This is a genomic window from Sphingomonas sp., from assembly GCF_017745215.1.
GTDB lineage: Bacteria > Pseudomonadota > Alphaproteobacteria > Sphingomonadales > Sphingomonadaceae > Sphingomonas.
Genome location: NZ_JAGHZV010000006.1, coordinates 157873 through 179252, shown reverse-complemented (window position 1 = coordinate 179252; position 21380 = coordinate 157873). Strand labels below are relative to the sequence as shown.

The following is a 21380-nucleotide window of genomic DNA, read 5'->3' as shown; positions in this document are numbered from 1 at the left end:
CGGGAGGGGTCGATGCGGCGAGCGGCGGCGATGCTGGCGGCGGCGCTGCTCTGGCAGTCGATCCCGCCGCCGGCGCCGAGCGCAGTGGCGCGGGCCTATCTCGGCGCCGCGATCGGCATCCTCGAGGCGAACCATATCAATCGCGCTACGGTCGAATGGCCGGCGCTCACGGCATGGGCCGAGGACCGCATCGCCGGCGCGCGCGCCGGGGCGGACGTCTATCCGGCGATCCGCGGCTTGCTCAGGGCGCTCGGCGAGCGGCACAGCTTCCTGCTGACCGCCGACCAGCTGCGCTTCGACCCGAAGGGCGCGGCGGCGAGCGGCACTCCGGCGCCGATGCCCGCGGCGGAGTTGCGCGACGGGCGGGTCGGCGTGGTGCGGCTGCCCGGGCTTCTGACTGTGGCCGCCGACGGACCCGAGCGCGCCGCGCGCTATTCGGCCATGCTCCGGGCCGCGCTCGAGCGTCTCGACCGCGCGCCGCTCTGCGGCTGGATCATCGACCTCAGGGCCAATGACGGCGGCAACATGTGGCCGATGCTCGCGGGCCTCGATCCGCTGCTCGGCGCTCCGCCATTCGGCTTCTTCGTGCAGTCGGGGCGCTCGCCCGAGCCCTGGGGGCGTTTCCCGGGAGCGGCGCGCTTCGGGCTGGCGCACGCGGCGGCGCCGCTGGCGGTGCTCGTTGGCCCGCGGACGGGGAGCTCGGGCGAGATGGTTGCCATCGCCTTCGCCGGTCGCGCGCGGACGCGCAGCTTCGGCATACCGACCGCCGGGCTCGCCACTGTCAACCGTATCTTCCCGCTCGCCGACGGCGCGCTGCTCGTGGTCACCGTCTCGGCCGTGCGCGACCGCACCGGCCGCGACTATCGCGGCGCGATCCTCCCCGATGCCGCGACGACGCCCGAGGGGGCCGAAACCGCGGCCGCGCGTTGGCTATTCGGCCGGTGCGCGCCACGCTGAGTCTCGACTCCGTCACGCGCGCGGAATAGCCTGCGGCTCCATTTGCCAGGGGGTGGGCGTGGCAATGAACGACAATGAATCGACGGTTTCGCTCGCGCCGGTCAGCGGCAAGGCGCGGATCGACGTGCTCGACGTGATGCGCGGGCTCGCGATCCTCGGCATCTTCTTCATGAACAGCCCCTTCATGGGCTTCTCGATCCCGAGCCAGTTCATGGACGTCCGCATCTTCGGCTGGACCCCTGCCGACGCGGCGAGCTGGTTCGCGGTGCAGGTGATGCTCGAAGGCACGCAGCGCGGGCTGCTCGAGCTGCTGTTCGGCGCGGGGCTGATGGTGTTCGCGGCGCGCGCGATGGCGCCCGATGGGCCCGTGGCGGTCGCCGACCTCTACTGGCGGCGCAACCTCTGGCTGCTGTTCTTCGGGCTGTTCGACATCTTCGTGCTGCTGTGGCCGGGCGACATCCTCCACATCTATGCGCTCGCCGCGCTGTTCCTCTTCCCGTTTCGCAAGCTGGGGCCGAAGCTGCTGCTCGCGCTCGGCATGGCGAACCTGCTCGTCGTCGCGGGCGTCGGCGCGTTCCAATACCAGGAGCGCGTCGAGGCCAGGGCGAAGATGGAGACCGCCTGGGCCCACAGCCAAGCGCACAAGCCGCTCAGCGACGCCGACAGGAAGGCGCTCGAGGAATGGAAGAAGATCGTCGACAACCGCTACGGCCACAGCGAGGAGATCCGCCAGTTGCGCGCCGCCGAGAAGCCCGCGCACGCCGGCGGCTTCCTGGCCTATGCGCAGTTCGAGATCGGCGCCTGGATCATGTTCATCTATCCCTCGCTGCCGCTGTCGATCCTCGAGGCGTTCTGCATGATGCTGATCGGCATCGCCTTCTGGAAATGGCAGATCATTCAGGGCGGGCGGAGCGCGCGCTTCTACTGGGCGCTGATGCTCGCGGGCTATGCCGTCGCGATTCCGCTGCGCTGGATCGCCGCCGACCAGACGCTGACGATGGACCCGGTTCCCAAGATCGGCTGGATCACCTACGAGATCGGCCGCATGGCGATGACCTTCGGCCATGTCGGGCTGATCAACCTGGCGATGCGCTCGGGCGCGGGCCGGCTGGTCCTCGCGCCGTTCAAGGCGGCGGGGCGGACGGCGTTCAGCCTCTATTTCCTCCAGCAGATCGTCGGCATCTACATCCTGTTCGCGCCGTGGGGACCGGGGCTGTGGAACAAGCTGAGCTGGGGCGGGCTCTATTCGGTGGCGCTCGGCGTGATCGCGGCGGAAGTGGTGCTCGCCAACCTCTGGCTGCTCGTCTTCCGGATGGGCCCGCTCGAATGGCTGTGGCGCAGCCTCGCCTATGTCCAGCGCCAGCCTTTGCTCAAGCGCGCGAACGTTACTTGAATGAAACGCGGTTAATCCTGGGTGAAGCCGCCTGTAGGTACAGGATCGAAATTGTTTCGGGCGGACGCTTCGACTTAAGAGGAGCGCCTGCCGGAGAGGCAGTTTCCGGGAGTATCCAGCGTGGCGAGTCAGGTTGAGTTGCTGAATCAGGCGATCGCGATCGGCGAGGAATTGGTGCGGGTCTGCGATCTGGCCGGGCTGCCGCTTGCCGCTGTCCATGTCGAGACCGGGCTCGACATCATGCGCGCGCACGCGGCGCGTGCCGAACTCGTCGGACGCGCCGCTCAGCCTTGATCGCTTGGCTTGTCAGCAGGACAGCAGATAGGCCGTGAGCAGCTCGCGCGCGCGGCGCGTGAGGCGCACGCAGCGCCGGCGGGCATCGAACGGATCGGCATCGCGCTCGATCAGCCCGCGCTCCTCCAGGATCGCCAGCCAGCGGATCGCCGTCGAGGGCGGCACGCAGGCGCCGATGCATGCGTCGCTCACGCACATCTCCACCCCGCGCTCATGGCCGATGTAGAGATCGAGCAGGATGTCCCACGCGGGCTCGCCGAACAGGTCGGCGTTGCCGCCGAAGAAGGGCTCGCGCGCGCGGCGCATGTCGTAGAGCGCCTGGGCGCGCTTGAGCGGCGAGATCTGGCCGTCGCCGGCTTCGGTGAACAGCTCCGCGAGGGTCGTTCGGCGGGATTTGGCGTCAGTCATTCATGTTCCCCCGGATGGTCCTGGTGTGTTTCCTGATCAGCTGTTCCCTGCTTGGCCGCAGGTTCGACAGTTCCAATGGGCCGGCGCGATCCCAGTCGCCCTCTGGTCGGATGGAGACGAGCGGGTCGACGCCCAGGCGGATCGCATCGTTGCGCATCGCGCCGAGATCGATCGTCATCTCGCGATAGTTGATGTCGGCGAAGCGGAAGGCGGGACGGCCCTCCATCTCGCGGCCCCCGAACATGCGCCAGAAGGGCACGAGGTCTTCGCGGGCATGGCCATAGGCGAGGCGGAACCCCTTGCGCCGTGCCAGCAGCGCCGCTTCGCGGACCAGCCGGAAGGCGAGGCGAGTGTGACGATACTCGCGGCGGACTGCGAGCCGCTCGAGCTTCACGAAGTCACCAAAGTAACGCATACGGATGCATCCCGCAGGATCGCCGTCTACATAGCCGATAAATTGAGTCGCGCAAAAGTCGTTGCCGTCGAATTCTTCCGAATACAGGCAGAATTGTTCGGCGAGATAAGTCGCGCTTCGGATCGCGACGATCGTCGCCATGTCCTCGAAGCTGCGGACCATGCGCACGTCGAGCCTGGGCTGGGTGCGGCGGTCGGGTTTGCCCTCGGGCAGGATCACCAGCAGCCATTCGGGCGCGTTGGGATAGGCCTCGCGCGCCTGGATGAAGCCCATGCCCTGGCTGATCGTGCGGCTCGCGTCGGTCATCGCGCGCGAGAAGAAGGGGACGGGCTCGGGCGAGGCGTCGGCGATGCAGCGGGCGAGGCCGGGCAGGCCCTTGCGCATCCGGTGCTCGGCGAGGGTCAGCCAGAAATAGAGCGCGGCCGGCGGTTCGCCGGGGGTGGCGATCAGCGCGGGGTCGGGCGCGCGCCCGTCGAACTCGCCGGAAACGAGCTTCGACGCGCCGACCGCGGTCAGCGGCAGGTAGACGAACAGCGCGGGATTGGGCGCGTCCGCGGCGCCGACCAGCCAGAAGACGTTCGGATTGCGCTGCCAGACGGCGCGCACGGCATCGATCGAAGCGAGCGGAAAGGCGGTATTCGCGGCCTTGTGCTGGGCCACGATTTCGGGCCAGGTGGCGATCCGGCGATCCTGTTCGTGCGCCCGATAACGCTCAATGACGCGCTCGACTTGTTCCGAGAAGCGAATCCGGCCAAGATGCCCGCTTCCGGAGGGGATGACATCTGATCGCACGGGCGGCTCCTTGGTCGATGGATGGACGTGCATGTTGTTGGTAACGGAAGGATAGCGGGGGTGGACGCGAAACCGGCGATCCAAAGTTTGGAACGCCCCGTTCCGGCGTGGAACGCCCAGCGGGTGCGCGCGATCGCGCGCAACGTCCATTGGGACGACCTGCGGGCATTTCTGGCGGTTTGCGAGGCACTTAGCTTCCGAGCGGCGGCGGTCCAGCTGCAGCTTTCGGTGAACACCGTGCGTCGCAGGGTGGAACGCCTGGAGGCGGAATCGGGCGCGACGCTGCTCCGCCGGGCGATCAAGGGCGTTACTTTGACCGACGCCGGCACCGCGCTCTACGAAGTCGCCTGCGAGATGCGCAACACGTCGAGCACCTATGCCGACGGGCGCGACGACGTGCTGGTCAAGCCCGGCGAGATTCGCATCGCCTGCACCGAAGCGCTCGGCAGCGTGTGGCTCACGCCGCAGATCATGGAGCTCAACCAGAAGCTGCCGGACCTGACCATCTCGCTCGAGCACAGCTACGACGCGTCGAGCGAGCGGGGGCACGACGTCGACGTCGGCATCACCTTCCGCGAGCCGCGCAATCCCGAGCTGGTCCGCGCCCGGCTGGGCGCGCTGCATTTCATGCTGTTCGCCTCGCAATCCTATCTGCGCGAGTTCGGCGAGCCCAATTCCTTCGCGGACCTGCGCCGCAACCACCGCTTCGTCGAACAATTCGCTCCGGGCGTTAATTCCGGGTTGATCGACTATTTCGTCGGCACCGATCGCCCGGCGGGGTTCATGCCGATCCGCTCGAATTCGGCGATGTCGCTCTACTGGGCGGTGATCAACGGCGCGGGGATCGGCGCCTTCCCGACCTATGCGCGCGTGCTCAGCAAGCAGCTGATCCCGCTGTCGCTGCCGTTCCAGCTGCGCTTCGACCTGTGGATCTACTATCACAGCAGCGCGCGCAACGCGCCGGCGATCCGCGCCGCGGTGGAGTGGCTGAAGGGCGCGTTCGACCCGAAGCGCTATCCCTGGTTCGCCGACGAGTTCATCCATCCCGACGAATTCCCCGGTGCGGATCGGAGCGGCGACGTGGTCGAGCTGTTCGAGGACATGACCTCGCATGTGCTCAAGCCGGGACGGCGGGGGTAGCCTGGATCGACGTTCGGCTCTTTTGCCGTTCCTTTACCAACCAACAAGCCGTCACGCCGAACTTGAGCGTGTCCTCTTGAACGGGCTACCCCCCTGACGTCATCCCGGCGAAAGGCGGGACCCAGGGCCGCGAGCAACACCCTTTGTAACCCTGGGTCCCGGCTTTCGCCGGGATGACGGTTAGGGAGTGCTCAATCCCGTCTCGCAAATGATGACGGGCCCTTGTTTCAGCATCCAACTCTCCTCCGGGCGGTGTCGCTCGTGGAGAATTGGACGCTGAAACAAGTTCAGGGTGACGGATCCTGATGGAAAATGTCCCGCGACCGAAAGCCAACCGCCCAGCCATTGCGCCGCCGGACCGCGACCCCATCTTAGGGGTCCTCGTGCTTGCATCGCCGCCCATGCGGGCGTAGCGGCGGCACGCTTTCCTTGAGGAGTATTCGATGGGCTATCGGGTCGTGGTCGCCGGCGCCACCGGCAATGTCGGGCGCGAGATGCTGAACATCCTCGCCGAGCGCGAATTCCCGATCGACGAACTCGCGGTGCTCGCGAGCGCGCGCTCGACCGGCGACGAGATCGAGTTCGGCGAGACCGGGCGGATGCTCAAGGTGAAGAACATCGAGCATTTCGACCCCACCGGCTGGGACATCGCGCTGTTCGCGATCGGATCGGAAGCGACTGCGATCCACGCGCCCAGGTTCGCGCAGGCGGGGTGCACGGTGATCGACAATTCGTCGCTCTACCGGATGGACCCGGACGTGCCGCTGATCGTCCCCGAGGTGAACCCGCAGGCGATCGACGGCTATCGCGCCAAGAACATCATCGCCAACCCCAATTGCTCGACCGCGCAGATGGTGGTGGCGCTGAAGCCGCTCCACGATGCCGCGAAGATCAAGCGCGTCGTGGTCGCGACTTACCAGTCGGTCTCGGGCGCGGGCAAGGCGGGGATGGACGAGCTGTTCGAGCAGAGCCGCAACATCTTCGTCGGCGACACCGCCGAGCCGCAGAAGTTCACCAAGCAGATCGCCTTCAACGTGATCCCGCACATCGACAAGTTCCTCGACGACGGCTTCACCAAGGAGGAATGGAAGATGGTGGTCGAGACCAAGAAGATCCTCGATCCCAAGATCAAGGTGGTCGCGACCTGCGTGCGCGTGCCGGTGTTCGTCGGCCATTCGGAGGCCGTGCACGTCGAGTTCGAGGACGAGATCAGCGCGAAGCAGGCGCAGTCGATCTTGCGCGAGGCGCCGGGGGTGATGCTCGTCGACAAGCGCGAGGACGGGGGATACGTCACCCCGGTCGAGATCGTCGGCGAATATGCGACCTATGTCAGCCGCGTGCGCGAGGATCCGACGGTGGACAACGGCCTGGCCTTGTGGGTGGTCTCGGACAACCTCCGCAAGGGCGCGGCGCTGAACGCGGTGCAGATCGCGGAATTGCTGGGGCGGCGCCATCTGAAGAAGGCGGCGTGATTTTCTTCTCGCTCTGGTCAAGGCGGGCAGGGTGAGGTGAGATAGAACTACCTACCGTCATCCCGGCTTGCGCCGGGATGACGGTTTAAGGGAAGTCATTGCCGGCGCATCCAAGGGGGAACGAACCTATGACCGTCACCGGGGGCTGCCGCTGCGGCAAGACTCGCTACAGCCTCGACGTCGAGGCGATGCCGCTCACCTATGCCTGCCATTGCACGCTCTGCCAGCGCTCGACCGGCGCGTCGTTCGCGCACCAGATGCCCGTGCGCGAAGCGGTGCTCAGCGTCGAGGGCAGCCCGCTCGAAGTCGCGATGACGGGGCCGAGCGGGTCGCGGAGCATCCAGCGCTATTGCCCCGAATGCCTCACGCGGCTCTACAACACCAACGAGGCGCGGCCCGGGCTGGTGATCGTCCGCGCCGGCACGATCGACGGGAGCGAGCGGCTCAGCCCCGTCGTCCACATCTTCACCTCGACCAAACAGCCCTGGATAACGCTGCCCGAGGATGCCGAGGCCTATGCGGACGCCGCGCCGATGGAGGCCTGGGGCCGGTTTTTCCGCTAAACCGGAGGCGCGTCTTTACGCCAAATTGACTTGCTCCAGGTTAGTTGCGCCCGCGTAGTGAGCGTGGCGGGTCCGAAGATGAGCGAGTCGAGCGAAGCAGCGTTGGCGCCGGTGCCGGCGAAGGCGCGCATCGACGTGCTCGACGTGACGCGCGGGATCGCGATCCTCGGCATCTTCTACATCAACGTGCCCTATATGGCCGCGCCGATCTGGCAATTCTCGGCCGACATCCGCTCGGTCGGCTGGTCGGTCGCCGACCAGCACGCCTGGGCGTTCGTCAACCTGTTCTTCGCCGGCACCCAGCGCTGCCTGCTCGAGCTGCTGTTCGGCGCGGGGATGATGGTGATCGCGCGCAAGGCAATGGACGGCGACGGGCCGGTGGCGGTGTCGGACCTCTATTACCGCCGCAACTTCTGGCTGCTCGGCTTCGGGCTGTTCGACGTGTTCGTCCTGCTGTGGCCGGGCGACATCCTCCACATCTATGCGCTCGCCGCGCTGTTCCTCTTCCCGTTTCGCCGGCTCGATCCGAAGTGGCTGATGGTGCTCGGGCTCGGCTGGATGGCGTGCTGCATCGTCGGCATTCCCGAATATGGCGCGCGCGAATATGCCGGGCGGACGGTGCTGGTCCACCAGGTCGAGGCGGCCGAGGCGCGCCAGGTGGCGGGCGCGGCGCTTACGGAGACGGACCAGAAGGCGCTCGCCGACTGGCGCAAGGTCGAGGCGCAGCGCACTCCCGGCCCCGAGATGCGCCAGCGGATCGCCGAGGAGCATGCCGCGCACAAGGGCGGGCTCATCCCCTATGCGCGCGAGGCCTGGGGCTATTGGGGCGTGCTTGCGCAGACCTGGCTGGTCTGGGACGTCGTCGAGGCCTTCTGCACGATGCTGATCGGCGTCGCGCTGTGGAAGTGGCAGGTGATCCAGGGCGGGCGGAGCAGGCGCTTCTACCTGGGCATGCTGCTCGCCGCCTATGGCTTCGGCATCACCGCGCGGCTGATCGGCATCGGCGAGACGATGGCGTTCGGGCCAGGGCCGCGGACGCTATGGTTCACCGCCGAGCCCGCGCGGCTGGCGATGGGGCTTGGGCACCTCGCGCTGGTCAACTGGCTTTACCAGACCCGCGCCGGCCAGGCCGCGCTGGGCGTGTTCCGCGCACCGGGGCGGATGGCCTTCTCGCTCTATTTCACCCAGCAGTTCGTGGGGAAGTACATCCTGTTCGCGCCCTGGGGGCTGCTCGCCTGGGGGACGTTCGGCTGGGCGAAGATGGCGGTGATCTCGACCGCAGGGATCGCGCTGCTGATCGTCCTCGCCAACGCCTGGATGCAGGTCTTCGTCAGCGGGCCGCTCGAATGGCTGTGGCGGAGCCTGTCCTACGTCCGGCGGCAACCGTTGCTGCGGCGTCCGCTCAATGCCCCGCCGCGGCCGGATCCGGGCGCTCTATCGGCCCCTTAGAGACGCGCAGCAGCAGCACCAGCGGCACGCTTGCCGCGGTGACCAGCGCCATCAGCCAATAGTCGTTGAGATAGGCGATCATCGCAGCCTGCTGGTTCACGATGTTGTTGACCATGCCCATCACCGCCCCGGCCTGGACGGGCAGCTGGCCGAGCAGGTTGAGCCCCGACATGGTGCCCGCGGTGACGTGCTCGCTCAGATATTGGTGGCTGGTCTGGATGTTGCGCGCGAGCAGCGTGGTGACGATCGAGATGCCAACCGACGCGCCGACGCTGCGCGCGAGGTTCATCACGCTCGAGCCTTCGGTGCGGTAGTGCGCGGGCAGGCCCTGGAAGGCGAGGCCGTTGAGCGGCATGAACACCAGCCCGAGCCCGAGGCCCTGGACGACGCCCGAGATGATGAACGGCATCGTCCCCATCTCGATCGTCCAGCCCGCCATCTCCCACAGCGAATAGGCGGCGATCGCGAGGCCGATGCCGACGGTCCAGCGCGGATCGAGCCCGCGCTGGATGAGCTGCGCCGAGAGCGCCATGGTGATCACCACGCCGAAGCCGCGCGGCATCAGCAGCAGCCCTGTATCGAACACCGAGAAGCCGTAGAGCGACTGGAGCATCGACGGCAGCAGCGCCATCGTCGCCATCATCACCAGGCCGATCACGAGCATGAAGAACACCGCGGTGACGAGGTTGCGGTGCTTCCACAGGTCGCGGTCGAACATCGGCTGCTTGCCGAGCGCAAGGTGGATGGCGAACATCCACAGCGTGATCCCGGCGACCAGCGCCTCGATCCAGATTTCGGTCGATGCGAACCAGTCCTGCTGCTGGCCGCGGTCGAGCATCAGCTGGAGCGAGGAGATGCCCAGCGAGAGCAGGGTGAAGCCGAAGATGTCGAACGGCCGCTTGCGGATCGGGCGCGAGGGCAGGAGGAACCACAGGATGGCGATGGTGATCACGCCCACCGGCAGGTTGACGTAGAATACCCAACGCCAGTTGAAATTGTCGGTGAGGTAGCCGCCGATCAGCGGGCCCATGATCGGGCCGACCATGATCCCCATGCCCCAGATCGACATCGCCTTGGCCTGGCGCTCGGGCGGGTTGATGTCGAGCATCACCGTCTGGCTCAAGGGATTGAGGAAGGCGGCGGTGATTCCCTGGAGGATGCGGAAGGCCACCATCTCGGTGAGCGTCTGCGCCGCGCCGCACAGCGCAGAGGCGACGACGAAGCCGATCGTTGAGAAGAGGAACAGGTTGCGCGAGCCCAGCCGGTCGGAGAGCCAGCCGGTGATCGGGATCGCGATCGCCGAGGCGACGATGTAGCTCGTCAGCACCCAGGTGATCGTGTCCGACGTCGCGCTGAGCGCCGCCTGCATGTGCGGCAGCGCGACGTTGGCGATGGTGGTGTCGAGGATCTGCATGACCGTCGCCATCATGACGCCGATCGTCAGCAGGCCGCGGTTCCTGGTCTCGAGCGCGGCGACGCCGGCTTGCGGGCGTGGGGGCGTGGGGGGAGGCGCCTCGCCCGCCCGGCTGCCACGGCCGGGAGCTGCCGTGGCCATCTCAGTTACACGGTCCGCTGAACTTGACGGTCACGTCGGTCGAGAGGCCGGCGATCATTTCGCGCGGGCTCTTCTCGTCGATCGCGATCCGCACCGGCACGCGCTGGGTGACCTTCACCCAATTGCCGTTGGCGTTCTGCGCCGGCAGCACCGAGAAGACGCTGCCCGTGCCCGCGCCGAGCGACTGGACGTGACCCTTGAGCTTGAGCCCCGGATAGGCGTCGAAGCTCAGCAGCGCGCACTGGCCGACGCGCATCTTGTTGAGGTCGGTCTCCTTGAAGTTGGCGTCGACCCAGGCGGGCTTGTCCGAGACGATCGTCACGGCCGAAAGGCCGGTGATCATCTGCTGGCCGACCTGCAGGCTGCCGGTCTGGCTGACATAGCCGCTCACCGGCGCGCGGACCTCGGTGCGCGCGAGGTCGAGCACCGCCTTGGCGCGCTGGACGCGGGCGGCGGCGATGGCGGGGGTCTCGCCGGGGACGGCGGCGCCCGTCGCGAGCTTCGACTTGGCCTCGGCCGCGTCGGACTCGGCGCTCTGGAGCTGGGCCTTGGCCTGCTCGACCGCGTGCTGCGCCGCCTGGTAGCTGGCGCGCGTCGTGAAGCCGCGCTTCATCAGCTCGGCCTGGCGGTTGAAGTCCTCCTGCGCCTGCGCGATCTTGTCGCGCGCGGCCTGGATGTCGGCGCCGGTGCCCTGGTAGCTGGTCTGCAGCGTCTGCAGCTCGACCTGTGCGTTGGCGATCGCCGCATCGGCCTGGGCGACCGCGATGCGATAGGGGTCGGGATCGATGCGGAAGAGCAGGTCACCGGCCTTGACGTGCTGGTTCTCCTTCACCGCCACCTCGACGATGCGGCCGGCGACGTCGGTCGAGACCGAGACCTTGTCCTGCTGGACGTAAGCGTTGTCGGTCGACACCGAGGTGCCGGAGGTCAGCCAGAGATAGCCGACGATCGCGAGCACGATCAGCGGCACGCCGAACATCAGCAACGGGCGGAGCAGGCCGCGCCTGGGCTTCGCCTCGGCAGCAATCTCGATCGCCGGCTGGCCGGCGGCGGCTTCGATCTTCTTGGGGTCTGCGTCAGCCATGCGCGGCCTCGTTTCTCTCATGCTCGGTGGTCATGTTGGCGCGCATGACGTCGAGCGCATGCAGCACGGTTTCGATCTCGCGGGGACTCAACCCCTGAAGCAGCTCTTCGATCATTCCCGTCGCGACGTCGTGAAGCTCGGCGAGGACGGGGCGGGCCTTTTCGGTCAGGTGGATCCGCCACGCGCGCCGGTCGCCCGGATCGTTGCGCCGCTCGACTAGGCCCGATTCCACCAGCCGGTCGATCATACGAGAGGCTGATATCGGCTCGACCTCGAGCATTTCGGCGAGCTGGCCCTGGTTGATGCCCTCGCGCCGCTCGAGAATCTTGAGCGTGCGCCACTGCGTTCCCGTCGCGCCGCTCTTGCGCGCACGCTCGTCGAAGCGCTTGCGCATCAGGCGCGCGGTGTCGCCGAGCAGGAATCCGATCGATTCGGTGGTCATGTGCGGGGATATAATAAGCATGGTTATAGATTGCAACTCGCAACGGGTGTTGCATTGTGCGCATGCGAAGATGCGGCTAGGGAAAGTGCATGAGCGAGCAGGTGATGACCGGCGGATGCCAGTGCGGTCGCGTGCGCTACAGCGTGCGCGTCGAGAATGACGAGGCTTATCTCTGCCACTGCCGGATGTGCCAGCGCGCCACCGGCGGCTTCGCGGCGGCGTTCAAGAACGTGCTCCAGGCGGACCTCGAATGGACGCACCCGCCCGACGAATATGCCTCCTCGCCGATCGCGATGCGCGGCTATTGCAAGGACTGCGGCACGCCGCTGACCTTCCGCTATCCGGACAGTCCGAAGATCGACCTCACGGTGGGCAGCTTCGACGATCCCTCCGGGCTGCGGCCGATCTCGCACTTCGCGGCGGACGCGATTTTGCACGAATCCTGGCTCGACACGCGCGATCTGCCGATGCATCGGGTGGACGAGTATCAGCCCCTCGTCGACCGCTGGATCAAGGCCATTGGCAACCTCCCCGACTGATTTCGCGACGCACCGGTTCCAGAGCTTCGACGGCGTCGAGCTCGCCTGGCACGAGCTGGGGGAGGGAAGGCCGGTGGTGTTGCTCCACGGGCTCTTCTCCAACGCCTGGACCAACTGGATCCGCTATGGCCATGCCGCGGCGATCGCGGCCAAGGGCTTCCGGGTGATCATGCCCGATCTCCGCGCGCACGGCCAAAGCGCCGCGCCGCACGACCCGGCCGCCTATCCGCCCGACGTGCTCGCGAAGGACGGCGACGCGCTGCTCGCGCGCCTCGGCCTGACGGACTACGATCTTGGCGGCTATTCGCTCGGCGCGCGCACGACTGTGCGGATGCTGCTGACGGGTGCTTCGCCGCGCCGCGTGGTGCTGGGCGGGATGGGGCTGGAGGGGCTGATCAACACCGGCAAGCGCTCGAGCCACTTCCGCAACATCCTCACCAACCTCGGCAAGCACGAGCGCGGCACCCCCGAATGGAATGCCGAGGCGTTCCTCAAGACCACCAAGGGCGATCCCGAAGCGCTGCTCCTGCTGATCGGCAGCTTCGTCGACACGACGCGCGCGCAGCTTGCGGCGATCACCCAGCCGGTGCTTGTGGTGTCGGGGGAGGAGGACCAGGACAATGGTAGCCACGCCGAGCTCGCCGCCTGGCTTCCCAACGCCACCGCGCGCGACGTGCCGGGCGGGCATATGAGCGCGGTGATCAAGCCCGAGCTGGGCCAGGCGATCGCCGAGTTCCTCGCCGCTTGACCCCGGCGCGGGCCGACTGCACTGTCCGGCCCATTCCGCAAACGTTCCGAGGGTCTCGTCCCATGCTCCGTACCGGCACTTCGCTGCTCGCGCTCGCCGCGCTTCTCGTCCTGCCCTCCGTCGCGTCGCCCGCCGCGGCGCAGTCGCGCAAGGCTGCTGCTCCCGCCCCCGCGCCGACCGCGGCTGATGCGGACGCCTTCGTCGCCAAGGTCGAGAAGGAATTCTACGAGTTCAACCTGACCGCGAACCGCGTCGCCTGGATCAACGCCACCTATATCACCGACGACACCGATGCGCTCGCCGCCGAATATGGCGCGCGCGGCACCGAGATGGCGGTGCGCTACGCGCTAGAGGCGGCGAAGTACCAGGCCATCAAGGACCTTTCGCCCGACACCAGGCGCAAGCTCGACATGCTGAGGAGCGCGATCACCTTGCCCGCGCCGACCCGCGACGGCGCTGCCGCGGCGCTCTCGGAAATCTCGACGCGGCTCAGCTCGGCCTATGGCAAGGGCAAGGGCACGCTGAACGGCAAGCCGATCAGCGGCAGCGACATCGAGGCGGCGATGGGCACCAGCCGCAACCCCGAAGAATTGAAGGAGATGTGGACGAGCTGGCACGACAATGTCGGCGCGCCGATGCGCAACGATTTCGCGCGGATGACCGGCATCGCCAACGAAGGCGCGCGCGAATTGGGTTTCTCGGACGTCGGCACGATGTGGCGCTCGAGCTACGACATGCCCCCCGAGGAGTTCGCCAAGCTCACCGACAAGCTCTGGGAGGAAGTGAAGCCGCTCTACGAGTCGCTCCACACCTATGTCCGCCGCAAGCTCGCGGAGAAGTACGGCGCGGCGGTGCAGGACCGCAGCGGGCCGATCCGCGCCGACCTGCTCGGCAACATGTGGGCGCAGGAATGGGGCAACATCTACGACATCGTCGCCCCCGCCGGGGCTGGCGACCTGGGCTATGACACCGGCGACCTGCTCAAGGCCAAGGGATACGACTGGAAGAAGATGGTCGAGACGGGCGAGGGCTTCTACTCGTCGCTCGGCTTCGAGAAGCTGCCCGAGAGCTTCTGGCAGCGCTCGCAGTTCCTCAAGCCCGCCGACCGCGAAGTCATCTGCCACGCCTCGGCCTGGGATCTCGACGACAAGAACGACGTGCGCATCAAGATGTGCATCAAGGTGAATTCGGACGATTTCGTCACGATCCACCACGAGCTGGGCCATAATTACTACCAGCGCGCGTACCAGGCGCAGACCCTGCTCTACCGCAACGGCGCCAACGACGGCTTCCACGAAGCGATCGGCGACTTCATCGCGCTGTCGATCACGCCCGACTATCTCGTCCAGATCGGGCTGCTCGATCCCTCGAAGGTGCCGAGCGAGGACAAGGACGTCGGGCTGCTGCTTCGCCAGGCGATGGACAAGGTGGCGTTCCTGCCCTTCGGCCTGCTGATCGACAAGTGGCGCTGGGGCGTCTTCTCCGGCCAGATCAAGCCCGAACATTACGAAGCGGCGTGGAACGCGCTGCGGCTCCAGTACCAGGGCATCGTGCCCCCCGAGCCGCGCGACGAGACCAGGTTCGATCCGGGCGCGAAGTATCACGTCGCTTCTAGCGTGCCCTACACCCGCTATTTCCTCGCGCGGCTGCTCCAATTCCAGTTCTTCAAGGCGGCGTGCGACCAGGCCGGCTGGAAGGGCCCGCTCCACCGCTGTTCCTTCTACGGCAACAAGGAAGTCGGCGCGCGGCTGAACAAGATGCTCGAGATGGGCGCCTCCAAGCCCTGGCCCGACGCGCTCGAGGCGTTCACCGGCAGCCGCGAGATCTCGGGCAAGGCGTTGATGGAATATTTCGCGCCGCTGAAGGCCTGGCTCGACGAGCAGAACAAGGGCGAGGCGCAGGGGTGGTGACCGCGCTGCTCGCGCTGCTGCTTGCCGGGCAGGATGCCGCAGCGGCGGCGCCCGGCCCGGTCGAGGTCGAGATCGGCGTCGCAGGCACCGCGGAGGTGCCGGCGCAGGGCTATCGGGTATCGGGCTATTTCTTCGCGCCCGGCGTATCCCCCGAGGAAGCGGGCGCCCAGGTCGCCTCAGCCAAGACTGCGGCGGTCGCCGCGATCCGGCCGCTCGGGCCGATCGACCAGCCGGTCTGTGCGCCGGACCCCTATAAGCTGGGCTTCGTCGGGAACGAGGCCGTGGGCGGCCCCGACCCCGACACCCAAGACGCCGACGAGCCGGTCGTGCCGCAGTTCGAGACCTATCAGGCGGTCTTCCGGGACCGCCAGAGCGCGGAGCGTGCAGCGGCGGCGCTGCGCCAGGCCGGTGCCCGCAATATCCAGGGACCTTCGGGCGTGCTGTTCGACTGCGCCGCGGCGCGCCGTGCGGCCCAGGCGGATGCGCTCACGCGGGGGCGGCCCGATGCCGAAGCCTATGCGCAGCAGCTCGGCCTGCGGGTCTTGGGTGTTCGCCGGATCGTCCAGTCGAGCGGGGACAATCCGCTCGAGAGCCTCCAGCTTGCGATGACGACGCAAGCCGTGCCCGCGCCGGCGAACAAGGTGCGGTTCGTGGTGCCCGTCAAGGTCACCTATCTGCTCGATCGCTGATCGCAGGGCACTGACGAAATGATGAAGCTCATGGCTGCGCTGGTGCTGGTCCTAGCGGTGCCGGCCGCCGACCATATCGACGGTGTCCAGGGCGGGCAGGTGCGCTCGCCCGATCGCGCCTGGACGATCTCGGCGCCGGCGATCGATGCGGGCGACGCGGCGGTGTCGACCGTCGCCTGGCTGCGCGGGCCCGGCGTGCCGCAGCGGCGGCTGATGCGGTTCGAGCGCGCGATCGACGTGATCTGGACGCGCGGGGCGCCCAAGGTGCTCCTCGTCGAGCGGACCACGCACTTCAGCCGCATCCGCGCCTTCACGCTGGGTCCACGCGAACGCGGGGCCGAGGAGCGGGTCGAGGAGGACATCGAAGCCGCGTTGCGCGGCCAGGCGCCGCGGCTCGGCACGATCGAGAACCGGCGGATGGCGTTCGGCAGCCTCGGCGTCGTGCCTTGCGTGCTCGTCGAGGAATCGGGGCTGCCCCCCGGGCGCGAAGCGGGGAGCTTCGTGTCGCGCGCTCATGCCTTCCGGATCGAGCTGCGGCAGGGGCGGGCAGTGCCGATTCCCGAGTGCCCGGGCGCGAGCCTCGACTAGCTCGCCATCGGATTTGGGTTAGCCACTACCATCATCCCGCTTTCGCCGGGATGACGTTGGGGGGGAGAGTAGACCCTTCCTCTACCGGACGAGCCACTGCGCGCAGGCGAGGTCCTGCACGATCGAGCCGAGCGACTTGTAGATCGTCACGTCGCGGTCGCCGAGCCGGCCGGGCGCGGTACCGGCGTAGACCGCGCCGATCTCCGGCAGGACATGGTCGTCGCCGACCAGCCCTTCGGCCCTGGCGCGGAGGAACTCGGCGCCCTGCGCGAGCACGCCGGCGCGGTGATCGGGAACGAAGCGCGCGCGGGCGACGAGCGCGGTGTCGATCTCGCACGGCCCGGCATGGCTCGACCCGATGACGTTGAGGTGCGTGCCGTCGGCGACGTCGTCCGAGAAGAGGATCGGCTCGGCGGCGGCGGTGGTGGTGCAGACCACGTCGGCGCCGGCCACTGCCTCGCGGGCCGTGGCGGCAGCCCGGGCGTGGCCGCCGATGCGTGCGGCGAGCGCCTCGGCACGCGCGAGATCGCGGCCCCAGATGCGGATCTCCTCGATCGGCCGGACCAGCGGCACCGCAAGCGCGTGTTGCCAGGCCTGTTCGCCGGTGCCGAGGATTGCGAGCGTCCGCGCATCACGGCGAGCGAGCGCATCGGTCGCCGCGGCCGAAGCGCAGGCGGTGCGGATCGCCGTGACTTCGCCGCCCTCGATCACTGCGGTCGGCGCGCCGGTTTCGCGGTCGAACATCGCGATCACGCCCTGGTGCGAGCGAGGCTTGCCCGGAAAGACGCTCACCAGCTTGGCACCGAATCCCGCGCCGAGCGCGCCGGGCATCACCCCGAACAGGTCGCCGCTACCTAGATCGAGGATGCCGCGGAGCAGCTGCGCCGAGCGCCCCTCGGCGAGCGCGATCATCGCCTCGCGGACGAGGGCGATGCAGGTCGCATGATCGAGCCGCCGGGCGACTTCCTCGCGGTCGATCAGGCGCATCGGCGGCTCAGCGGAACGGCGGCTCGTTGAAGGCGCGGAGCTTGCGCGAGTGGAGCTTGGGGCCCTCGCGGCGCAGCTCCTCGCAGGTCTCGATGCCGATCTTGAGGTGCTCGGCGATCGCGCGCTCGTAGAAGCGGTTGGCCTGGCCGGGGAGCTTTAGCTCGCCGTGGAGCGGCTTGTCCGAGACGCAGAGCAAGGTGCCGTAGGGCACGCGGAAGCGATAGCCCTGCGCGGCGAGCGTCGCGCTCTCCATGTCGACGCCGACCGCGCGGCTCAGCGAGAAGCGCAGCGCCGTCGTCGAGTAGCGCAGCTCCCAGTTGCGGTCGTCGGTGGTGACGATCGTGCCGGTGCGCAGCCGCGCCTTCAATTCGTCGCCCGACTGGCCCGAGATCGTCGCCGCGGCGCGGGCGAGCGCGAGCTGGACCTCGGCGATTGCGGGGATCGGGATCTCGGGGGGCAGCACATCGTCGAGGACATGGTCGTCGCGCAGATAGGCGTGGGCGAGGACATAGTCGCCGATCCGCTGGCTGGGGCGGAGGCCTCCGCAATGGCCGATCATCAGCCACGCTTCGGGGCGCAGCACCGCGAGATGGTCGGTGATCGTCTTGGCGTTCGAGGGGCCGACGCCGATGTTGACCAGCGTGATGCCCGTGCGGTTCGGCGCGATCAGGTGATAGGCAGGCATCTGGTGGCGGCGCCACGCCGAGGTGTCGTTGAGCAGCCGGTCGGTGTCGTCGCCCGCCTCGACATAGATGCCGCCCGCGCCCGAGACGCCGGTGAAGCGGCTCCCTTCGCCGAGCTGCCCGATCGCATAGCGGACGAACTCGTCGACGTAGCGATGGTAGTTGGTGAAGAGGATGTACTGCTGGAAATGCTCGACCGGGGTGCCGGTGTAGTGCCTGAGGCGCGCGAGGCTGAAGTCGGTGCGCAGCCCGTCGAACAGCGCGAGCGGGCGGGTCTCGTCGCTGGCGATCCACAGGCCGTCGGCGATCTCGTCGCCGATGTGCGCGAGCTCCGTCGCCGGGAAGAAGCGCGCGAGCTCGGTGGCCGAGACTTCGTCGAGGCTCCAGGCGTGGCCGGGATCGAGGACATAGGGGAAGGGGATTTCCTGCCGGCCGGGACGCGCCTGCACCTGGACGTCGTAGTCCTCGATCAGGAAGGTCAGCTGCTCGGTGAGATAGTCGGCGAACATGCCCGGCTTGGTGACGCTGATGCGATATTCGCCGGGATCGATCAGCCGGCCGAAGGATCGCGGCGGAGCGGGGCGCTGCTCGTTGCCGCCGCGGTAGCGCAGGTGGATCTCGGGATAGGCGAACGAGCCGTCGAGCCGCGCCTGGCGGTCGGGCGGGGTGCCGTCATCGAGGTAGCGGGCCAAGGCGGTCTGCAGGCGCTCGACCGAGGCAGTGTAGAGCCGGTCGAGCTCGGCGACGATGTCTGCAGCTTGAGTCATCGACCAGCGCTAGGCCGGGGTTTTCGAGGATGCAAGGGGGGCGCCTCGCCGCTCCCCATAAACGTCATCCCGGCGAAAGCCGGGACCCAGGGTCAAGCAGTACATCGCCTGTGGCCCTGGGTCCCGGCTTTCGCCGGGATGGCGGGTTGAGTGTGGAGCGGAGCCTTCTCGGAAAGGACCCCGCCCTCCCGATCAGCCCTTCTTGCCGTCGTCCTCGTCGCTGCCGAGCAGCTGGCTGATGCCATAGGCCGCACCGGCAACCGCGGCAGTCGCGCCCGCGGCGATCGCCGCGGCGGCGACGGGGTGTTCCTTCGCGGCCTCGACGGTCGCCTCGATCGCGTCGCCGATCGCTTCCTGAGCCTGTTCGAGGAACGACTTCTCGGCAGTCGCGGTGGTGGCGGGGGTCGTATCGTTACCGGGGGTGTCGGTCATTGCATTCCCTTTCCATCTACCCATTCTCAACGCCATACGGGCGAAACGGTTTCCCCGCCCAGCGGCGGGCCGTTACGCCCCTGAGACGCTTCAGAGTTGCTCGAGCAGATATTCGGCCGAGCTGACGTTGAACTCGCCCGGCGCCTCGACATTGAGTTGTTCGACGATGCCGTCGTTGACGACCATCGAGAAGCGCTTGCCGCGATGGCCCAGGCCGAAACCGGTACCGTCCATCTCAAGGCCCAGCGCCTTGACGAAATCGCCATTGCCGTCGGCGAGCATCGTCACCTTGCCGGCGACGTCGTTGGCGGCGCCCCAGGCCTTCATCACGAAGGCGTCGTTGACCGCGGTGCAGGCGACTTCGTCGACGCCCTTGGCCTTGATCGCGTCCGCCTTGTCGACGAAGCCCGGCAGATGCTTGGCGGAGCAAGTGGGGGTGAAGGCACCCGGCACCGAGAAGAGCGCGATGCGACGGCCCTTGAAATAGTCTGCCGTATCGACCGGCTCGTTGCCGATCTCGGTCGTCTTGATGAGCTTGGCGCTAGGCAGGCGGTCACCGATCGCAATCGTCATTGGGGTCTCCCTCTCTGGTGCGCCCCAATTGGCGAGGACGGGACGATTTTCAAGCATGGCGGAGCTTCCAACGCGCCAGTATGTTGATCGACGCATGGATTCGGCGCGTTACCTGACCGGGCAGTTCCTGCTGGCGATGCCCGGCATCGGCGACTCACGGTTCGACCATGCCGTGATCGCGATGTGCGCGCACGACGAGGAAGGCGCGCTGGGCATCGGCGTGGGCGCGACGATCGACGGGCTGGGCCTGCACGACCTGCTCCGCCAGTTCGACATCGATCCCGGCGAGGCGCCCGACGCGCCCGTGCATTTCGGCGGACCGGTCGAGCCGCAGCGCGGTTTCGTGCTGCACGCGCCCGACTGGGGCGGGCAGGACACGATCGATGTCGCCGGGCGCTGGGCGCTTTCGGGCACGATCGACATCCTCAAGGCGATCGCCGAAGGGAGCGGCCCGTCCAAATGGCTCGTCGCGCTCGGCTATGCAGGCTGGGGCGAGGGCCAGCTCGATGCCGAGATGAGCCGTCACGGCTGGTTCAACACCGAGGGCAGCACCGGGCTGCTCTACGACATTTCGGCCGACCTGCGCTGGTCGATGGCCTTCTCCGCCGCAGGGATCGACGCGCGGCTGCTCGCGAACAGCACCGGCACGGCCTGAGGTCAGTCCTTCATCAGCTCGCCAAGCGCGTCGAGGCGGCGCTCCCAGATCGTCCGGCTGTCGCCCAGCCATTGCTCGAGCAGCGCGAAGCCGGCGGGATCGCGCCGAGCGGTGCGGACTCGGCCGGTCTTTTCGGTGGCGGCGAGCCCGGCCTCGGCGAGAATCTGGAGATGCTGCGATACCGCAGTGAGGCTGACCCCGAGCAGCTCCGCGAGGCTCGACACCGAGGCCGGCCCCTGGCCCAGCCGCTCGACGATCCGCCGGCGCGACGGATCGGCCAGCGCGCGGAGCACGCGATCGATGGGGGCGAGGGTTTCGGGGGCCGGGGGGCGGGGCATCCTCAGGCGTCGGCCAGCACCTTGCCCAGCAGGTCGAGGAGGACGTTCCAGCCGTGCTCGCGGATCTGGGGGCCGTCCGAACCTTCGAAGAACACGCCCTGGACGGTGCAGACGAGGTGCGTGCCGTCGCCTTCGGGCATCAGCTCGGTGGTGACGAGCAGCACCGAAATCGTCCGTCCGCCGAACGCCATCACCGAGCTCGTGACGATGCGACGGTCGTGGACGATGTCGCAGAACCGCTCCTCATTGGCGATCTCGGCGCCGGGAAAGGGCGTGCTCTCGCCCAGGCGATAGTCGAGCCGCTCATAGCCGCCGGGACGGAAGTCGGTCTCGAACCGCGTGACCTCGTGCCCGCCGCCGTCGGCGAACCAGCGGCGCTTGGTGGCTTCGTCGGCGAAGGCGGCGAAGACCGTGGCAGGGGGCTTGGGGTAGCGGCGCTCGACGACGAAGGTGCTGTGGACCGCAGGGGTTTCGGACATGGCGCAGGCTCCAATAGTGAAGTTATTA

General features: G+C 67.9%; 24 protein-coding genes. 13 read left to right on the top strand and 11 right to left on the bottom strand.

Features of this window, described 5'->3' with window-relative positions; translation table 11 throughout:
• The first annotated feature begins 12 nt into the window (after positions 1-12).
• The 3 genes from J7495_RS08340 to J7495_RS08330 all read left to right on the top strand — a co-directional run bounded on the left by J7495_RS08340 (position 13) and on the right by J7495_RS08330 (position 2644).
• Positions 13-957, top strand: a complete 945-nt coding sequence (locus J7495_RS08340) for a S41 family peptidase (protein WP_294056016.1) — start codon at positions 13-15, stop codon at positions 955-957.
• 64 nt (positions 958-1021) lie between these two features.
• A complete protein-coding gene (locus tag J7495_RS08335) occupies positions 1022-2350 on the top strand; it encodes a DUF418 domain-containing protein (RefSeq protein WP_294056015.1) in 1329 nt (442 codons plus the stop codon).
• Positions 2351-2470: 120 nt separating this feature from the next.
• On the top strand, positions 2471-2644 hold the full coding sequence (locus J7495_RS08330; RefSeq protein WP_294056014.1) for a hypothetical protein: 174 nt from the start codon (positions 2471-2473) through the stop codon (positions 2642-2644).
• Between the two features lie 12 nt (positions 2645-2656).
• Here the strand turns inward: J7495_RS08330 and J7495_RS08325 are convergent, their stop codons facing one another.
• Together J7495_RS08325 and J7495_RS08320 are read right to left on the bottom strand one after the other, a co-directional pair.
• Positions 2657-3052, bottom strand: a complete 396-nt coding sequence (locus J7495_RS08325; protein WP_294056013.1) for a transcriptional regulator — start codon at positions 3050-3052, stop codon at positions 2657-2659.
• Positions 3045-4127: a GNAT family N-acetyltransferase gene (locus J7495_RS08320; RefSeq protein ID WP_294056012.1), complete on the bottom strand. Its 1083-nt coding sequence runs from the start codon at positions 4125-4127 to the stop codon at positions 3045-3047. The genes J7495_RS08325 and J7495_RS08320 overlap by 8 nt, the downstream gene beginning before the upstream one ends.
• A gap of 219 nt (positions 4128-4346) precedes the next feature.
• Here J7495_RS08320 and J7495_RS08315 point away from each other — a divergent pair, with 219 nt between their 5' ends.
• The 4 genes from J7495_RS08315 to J7495_RS08300 all read left to right on the top strand — a co-directional run bounded on the left by J7495_RS08315 (position 4347) and on the right by J7495_RS08300 (position 8883).
• Positions 4347-5399, top strand: coding sequence for a LysR family transcriptional regulator (locus tag J7495_RS08315; RefSeq protein WP_294056011.1), 1053 nt, complete (start codon positions 4347-4349; stop codon positions 5397-5399).
• 443 nt (positions 5400-5842) lie between these two features.
• The gene (locus J7495_RS08310; protein WP_294056010.1) at positions 5843-6871 is read left to right on the top strand and encodes an aspartate-semialdehyde dehydrogenase; all 1029 of its coding nucleotides are present in this window, start codon (positions 5843-5845) and stop codon (positions 6869-6871) included.
• Positions 6872-6999: 128 nt separating this feature from the next.
• A complete protein-coding gene (locus tag J7495_RS08305; protein WP_294056009.1) occupies positions 7000-7434 on the top strand; it encodes a GFA family protein in 435 nt (144 codons plus the stop codon).
• 63 nt (positions 7435-7497) lie between these two features.
• Positions 7498-8883, top strand: coding sequence for a DUF418 domain-containing protein (locus tag J7495_RS08300; RefSeq protein ID WP_294056008.1), 1386 nt, complete (start codon positions 7498-7500; stop codon positions 8881-8883).
• Here the strand turns inward: J7495_RS08300 and J7495_RS08295 are convergent.
• The 3 genes from J7495_RS08295 to J7495_RS08285 are packed head-to-tail and all read right to left on the bottom strand — an operon-like array spanning position 8837 to position 11964.
• Entirely contained in the window at positions 8837-10438 is a 1602-nt protein-coding gene (locus tag J7495_RS08295; protein WP_294056007.1) for a DHA2 family efflux MFS transporter permease subunit, read from the bottom strand. The two genes, J7495_RS08300 and J7495_RS08295, sit on opposite strands and share 47 nt — an antisense overlap.
• 1 nt (position 10439) lies before the next feature.
• A complete protein-coding gene (locus tag J7495_RS08290) occupies positions 10440-11522 on the bottom strand; it encodes an HlyD family secretion protein (RefSeq protein ID WP_294056006.1) in 1083 nt (360 codons plus the stop codon).
• On the bottom strand, positions 11515-11964 hold the full coding sequence (locus J7495_RS08285; RefSeq protein WP_294056005.1) for a MarR family transcriptional regulator: 450 nt from the start codon (positions 11962-11964) through the stop codon (positions 11515-11517). Before J7495_RS08285 ends, J7495_RS08290 begins: the two co-directional genes overlap by 8 nt.
• Positions 11965-12053: 89 nt before the next feature.
• Between J7495_RS08285 and J7495_RS08280 the strand changes: the two genes are divergently transcribed.
• The 5 genes from J7495_RS08280 to J7495_RS08260 all read left to right on the top strand — a co-directional run bounded on the left by J7495_RS08280 (position 12054) and on the right by J7495_RS08260 (position 16438).
• Entirely contained in the window at positions 12054-12503 is a 450-nt protein-coding gene (locus J7495_RS08280; RefSeq protein ID WP_294056004.1) for a GFA family protein, read from the top strand.
• On the top strand, positions 12484-13251 hold the full coding sequence (locus J7495_RS08275; RefSeq protein ID WP_294056003.1) for an alpha/beta fold hydrolase: 768 nt from the start codon (positions 12484-12486) through the stop codon (positions 13249-13251). Before J7495_RS08280 ends, J7495_RS08275 begins: the two co-directional genes overlap by 20 nt.
• Positions 13252-13313: 62 nt before the next feature.
• A complete protein-coding gene (locus tag J7495_RS08270; RefSeq protein WP_294056002.1) occupies positions 13314-15161 on the top strand; it encodes a M2 family metallopeptidase in 1848 nt (615 codons plus the stop codon).
• Positions 15158-15850, top strand: a complete 693-nt coding sequence (locus tag J7495_RS08265; RefSeq protein WP_294056001.1) for an SIMPL domain-containing protein — start codon at positions 15158-15160, stop codon at positions 15848-15850. Before J7495_RS08270 ends, J7495_RS08265 begins: the two co-directional genes overlap by 4 nt.
• Before the next feature lie 18 nt (positions 15851-15868).
• The gene (locus J7495_RS08260; protein WP_294056000.1) at positions 15869-16438 is read left to right on the top strand and encodes a hypothetical protein; all 570 of its coding nucleotides are present in this window, start codon (positions 15869-15871) and stop codon (positions 16436-16438) included.
• A gap of 81 nt (positions 16439-16519) precedes the next feature.
• Here the strand turns inward: J7495_RS08260 and J7495_RS08255 are convergent, their stop codons facing one another.
• From J7495_RS08255 to J7495_RS08240, 4 genes are all read right to left on the bottom strand, one after another.
• Positions 16520-17425, bottom strand: coding sequence for an ornithine cyclodeaminase family protein (locus tag J7495_RS08255; RefSeq protein WP_294055999.1), 906 nt, complete (start codon positions 17423-17425; stop codon positions 16520-16522).
• 7 nt (positions 17426-17432) lie between these two features.
• Positions 17433-18875: an AMP nucleosidase gene (locus tag J7495_RS08250; RefSeq protein WP_294055998.1), complete on the bottom strand. Its 1443-nt coding sequence runs from the start codon at positions 18873-18875 to the stop codon at positions 17433-17435.
• A gap of 192 nt (positions 18876-19067) precedes the next feature.
• Complete coding sequence (locus J7495_RS08245) at positions 19068-19307, bottom strand: hypothetical protein (protein ID WP_294055997.1); 240 nt, start codon at positions 19305-19307, stop codon at positions 19068-19070.
• A gap of 90 nt (positions 19308-19397) precedes the next feature.
• Complete coding sequence (locus J7495_RS08240; RefSeq protein WP_294055996.1) at positions 19398-19880, bottom strand: peroxiredoxin; 483 nt, start codon at positions 19878-19880, stop codon at positions 19398-19400.
• A gap of 94 nt (positions 19881-19974) precedes the next feature.
• Between J7495_RS08240 and J7495_RS08235 the strand changes: the two genes are divergently transcribed.
• The gene (locus J7495_RS08235; protein WP_294055995.1) at positions 19975-20535 is read left to right on the top strand and encodes a YqgE/AlgH family protein; all 561 of its coding nucleotides are present in this window, start codon (positions 19975-19977) and stop codon (positions 20533-20535) included.
• Between the two features lie 2 nt (positions 20536-20537).
• On the opposite strand, the gene J7495_RS08230 is transcribed toward J7495_RS08235, so the two are convergent.
• Positions 20538-20873, bottom strand: a complete 336-nt coding sequence (locus J7495_RS08230; RefSeq protein WP_294055994.1) for a metalloregulator ArsR/SmtB family transcription factor — start codon at positions 20871-20873, stop codon at positions 20538-20540.
• Between the two features lie 2 nt (positions 20874-20875).
• On the bottom strand, positions 20876-21352 hold the full coding sequence (locus tag J7495_RS08225; RefSeq protein WP_294055993.1) for an SRPBCC family protein: 477 nt from the start codon (positions 21350-21352) through the stop codon (positions 20876-20878).
• Positions 21353-21380 lie beyond the last annotated feature (28 nt).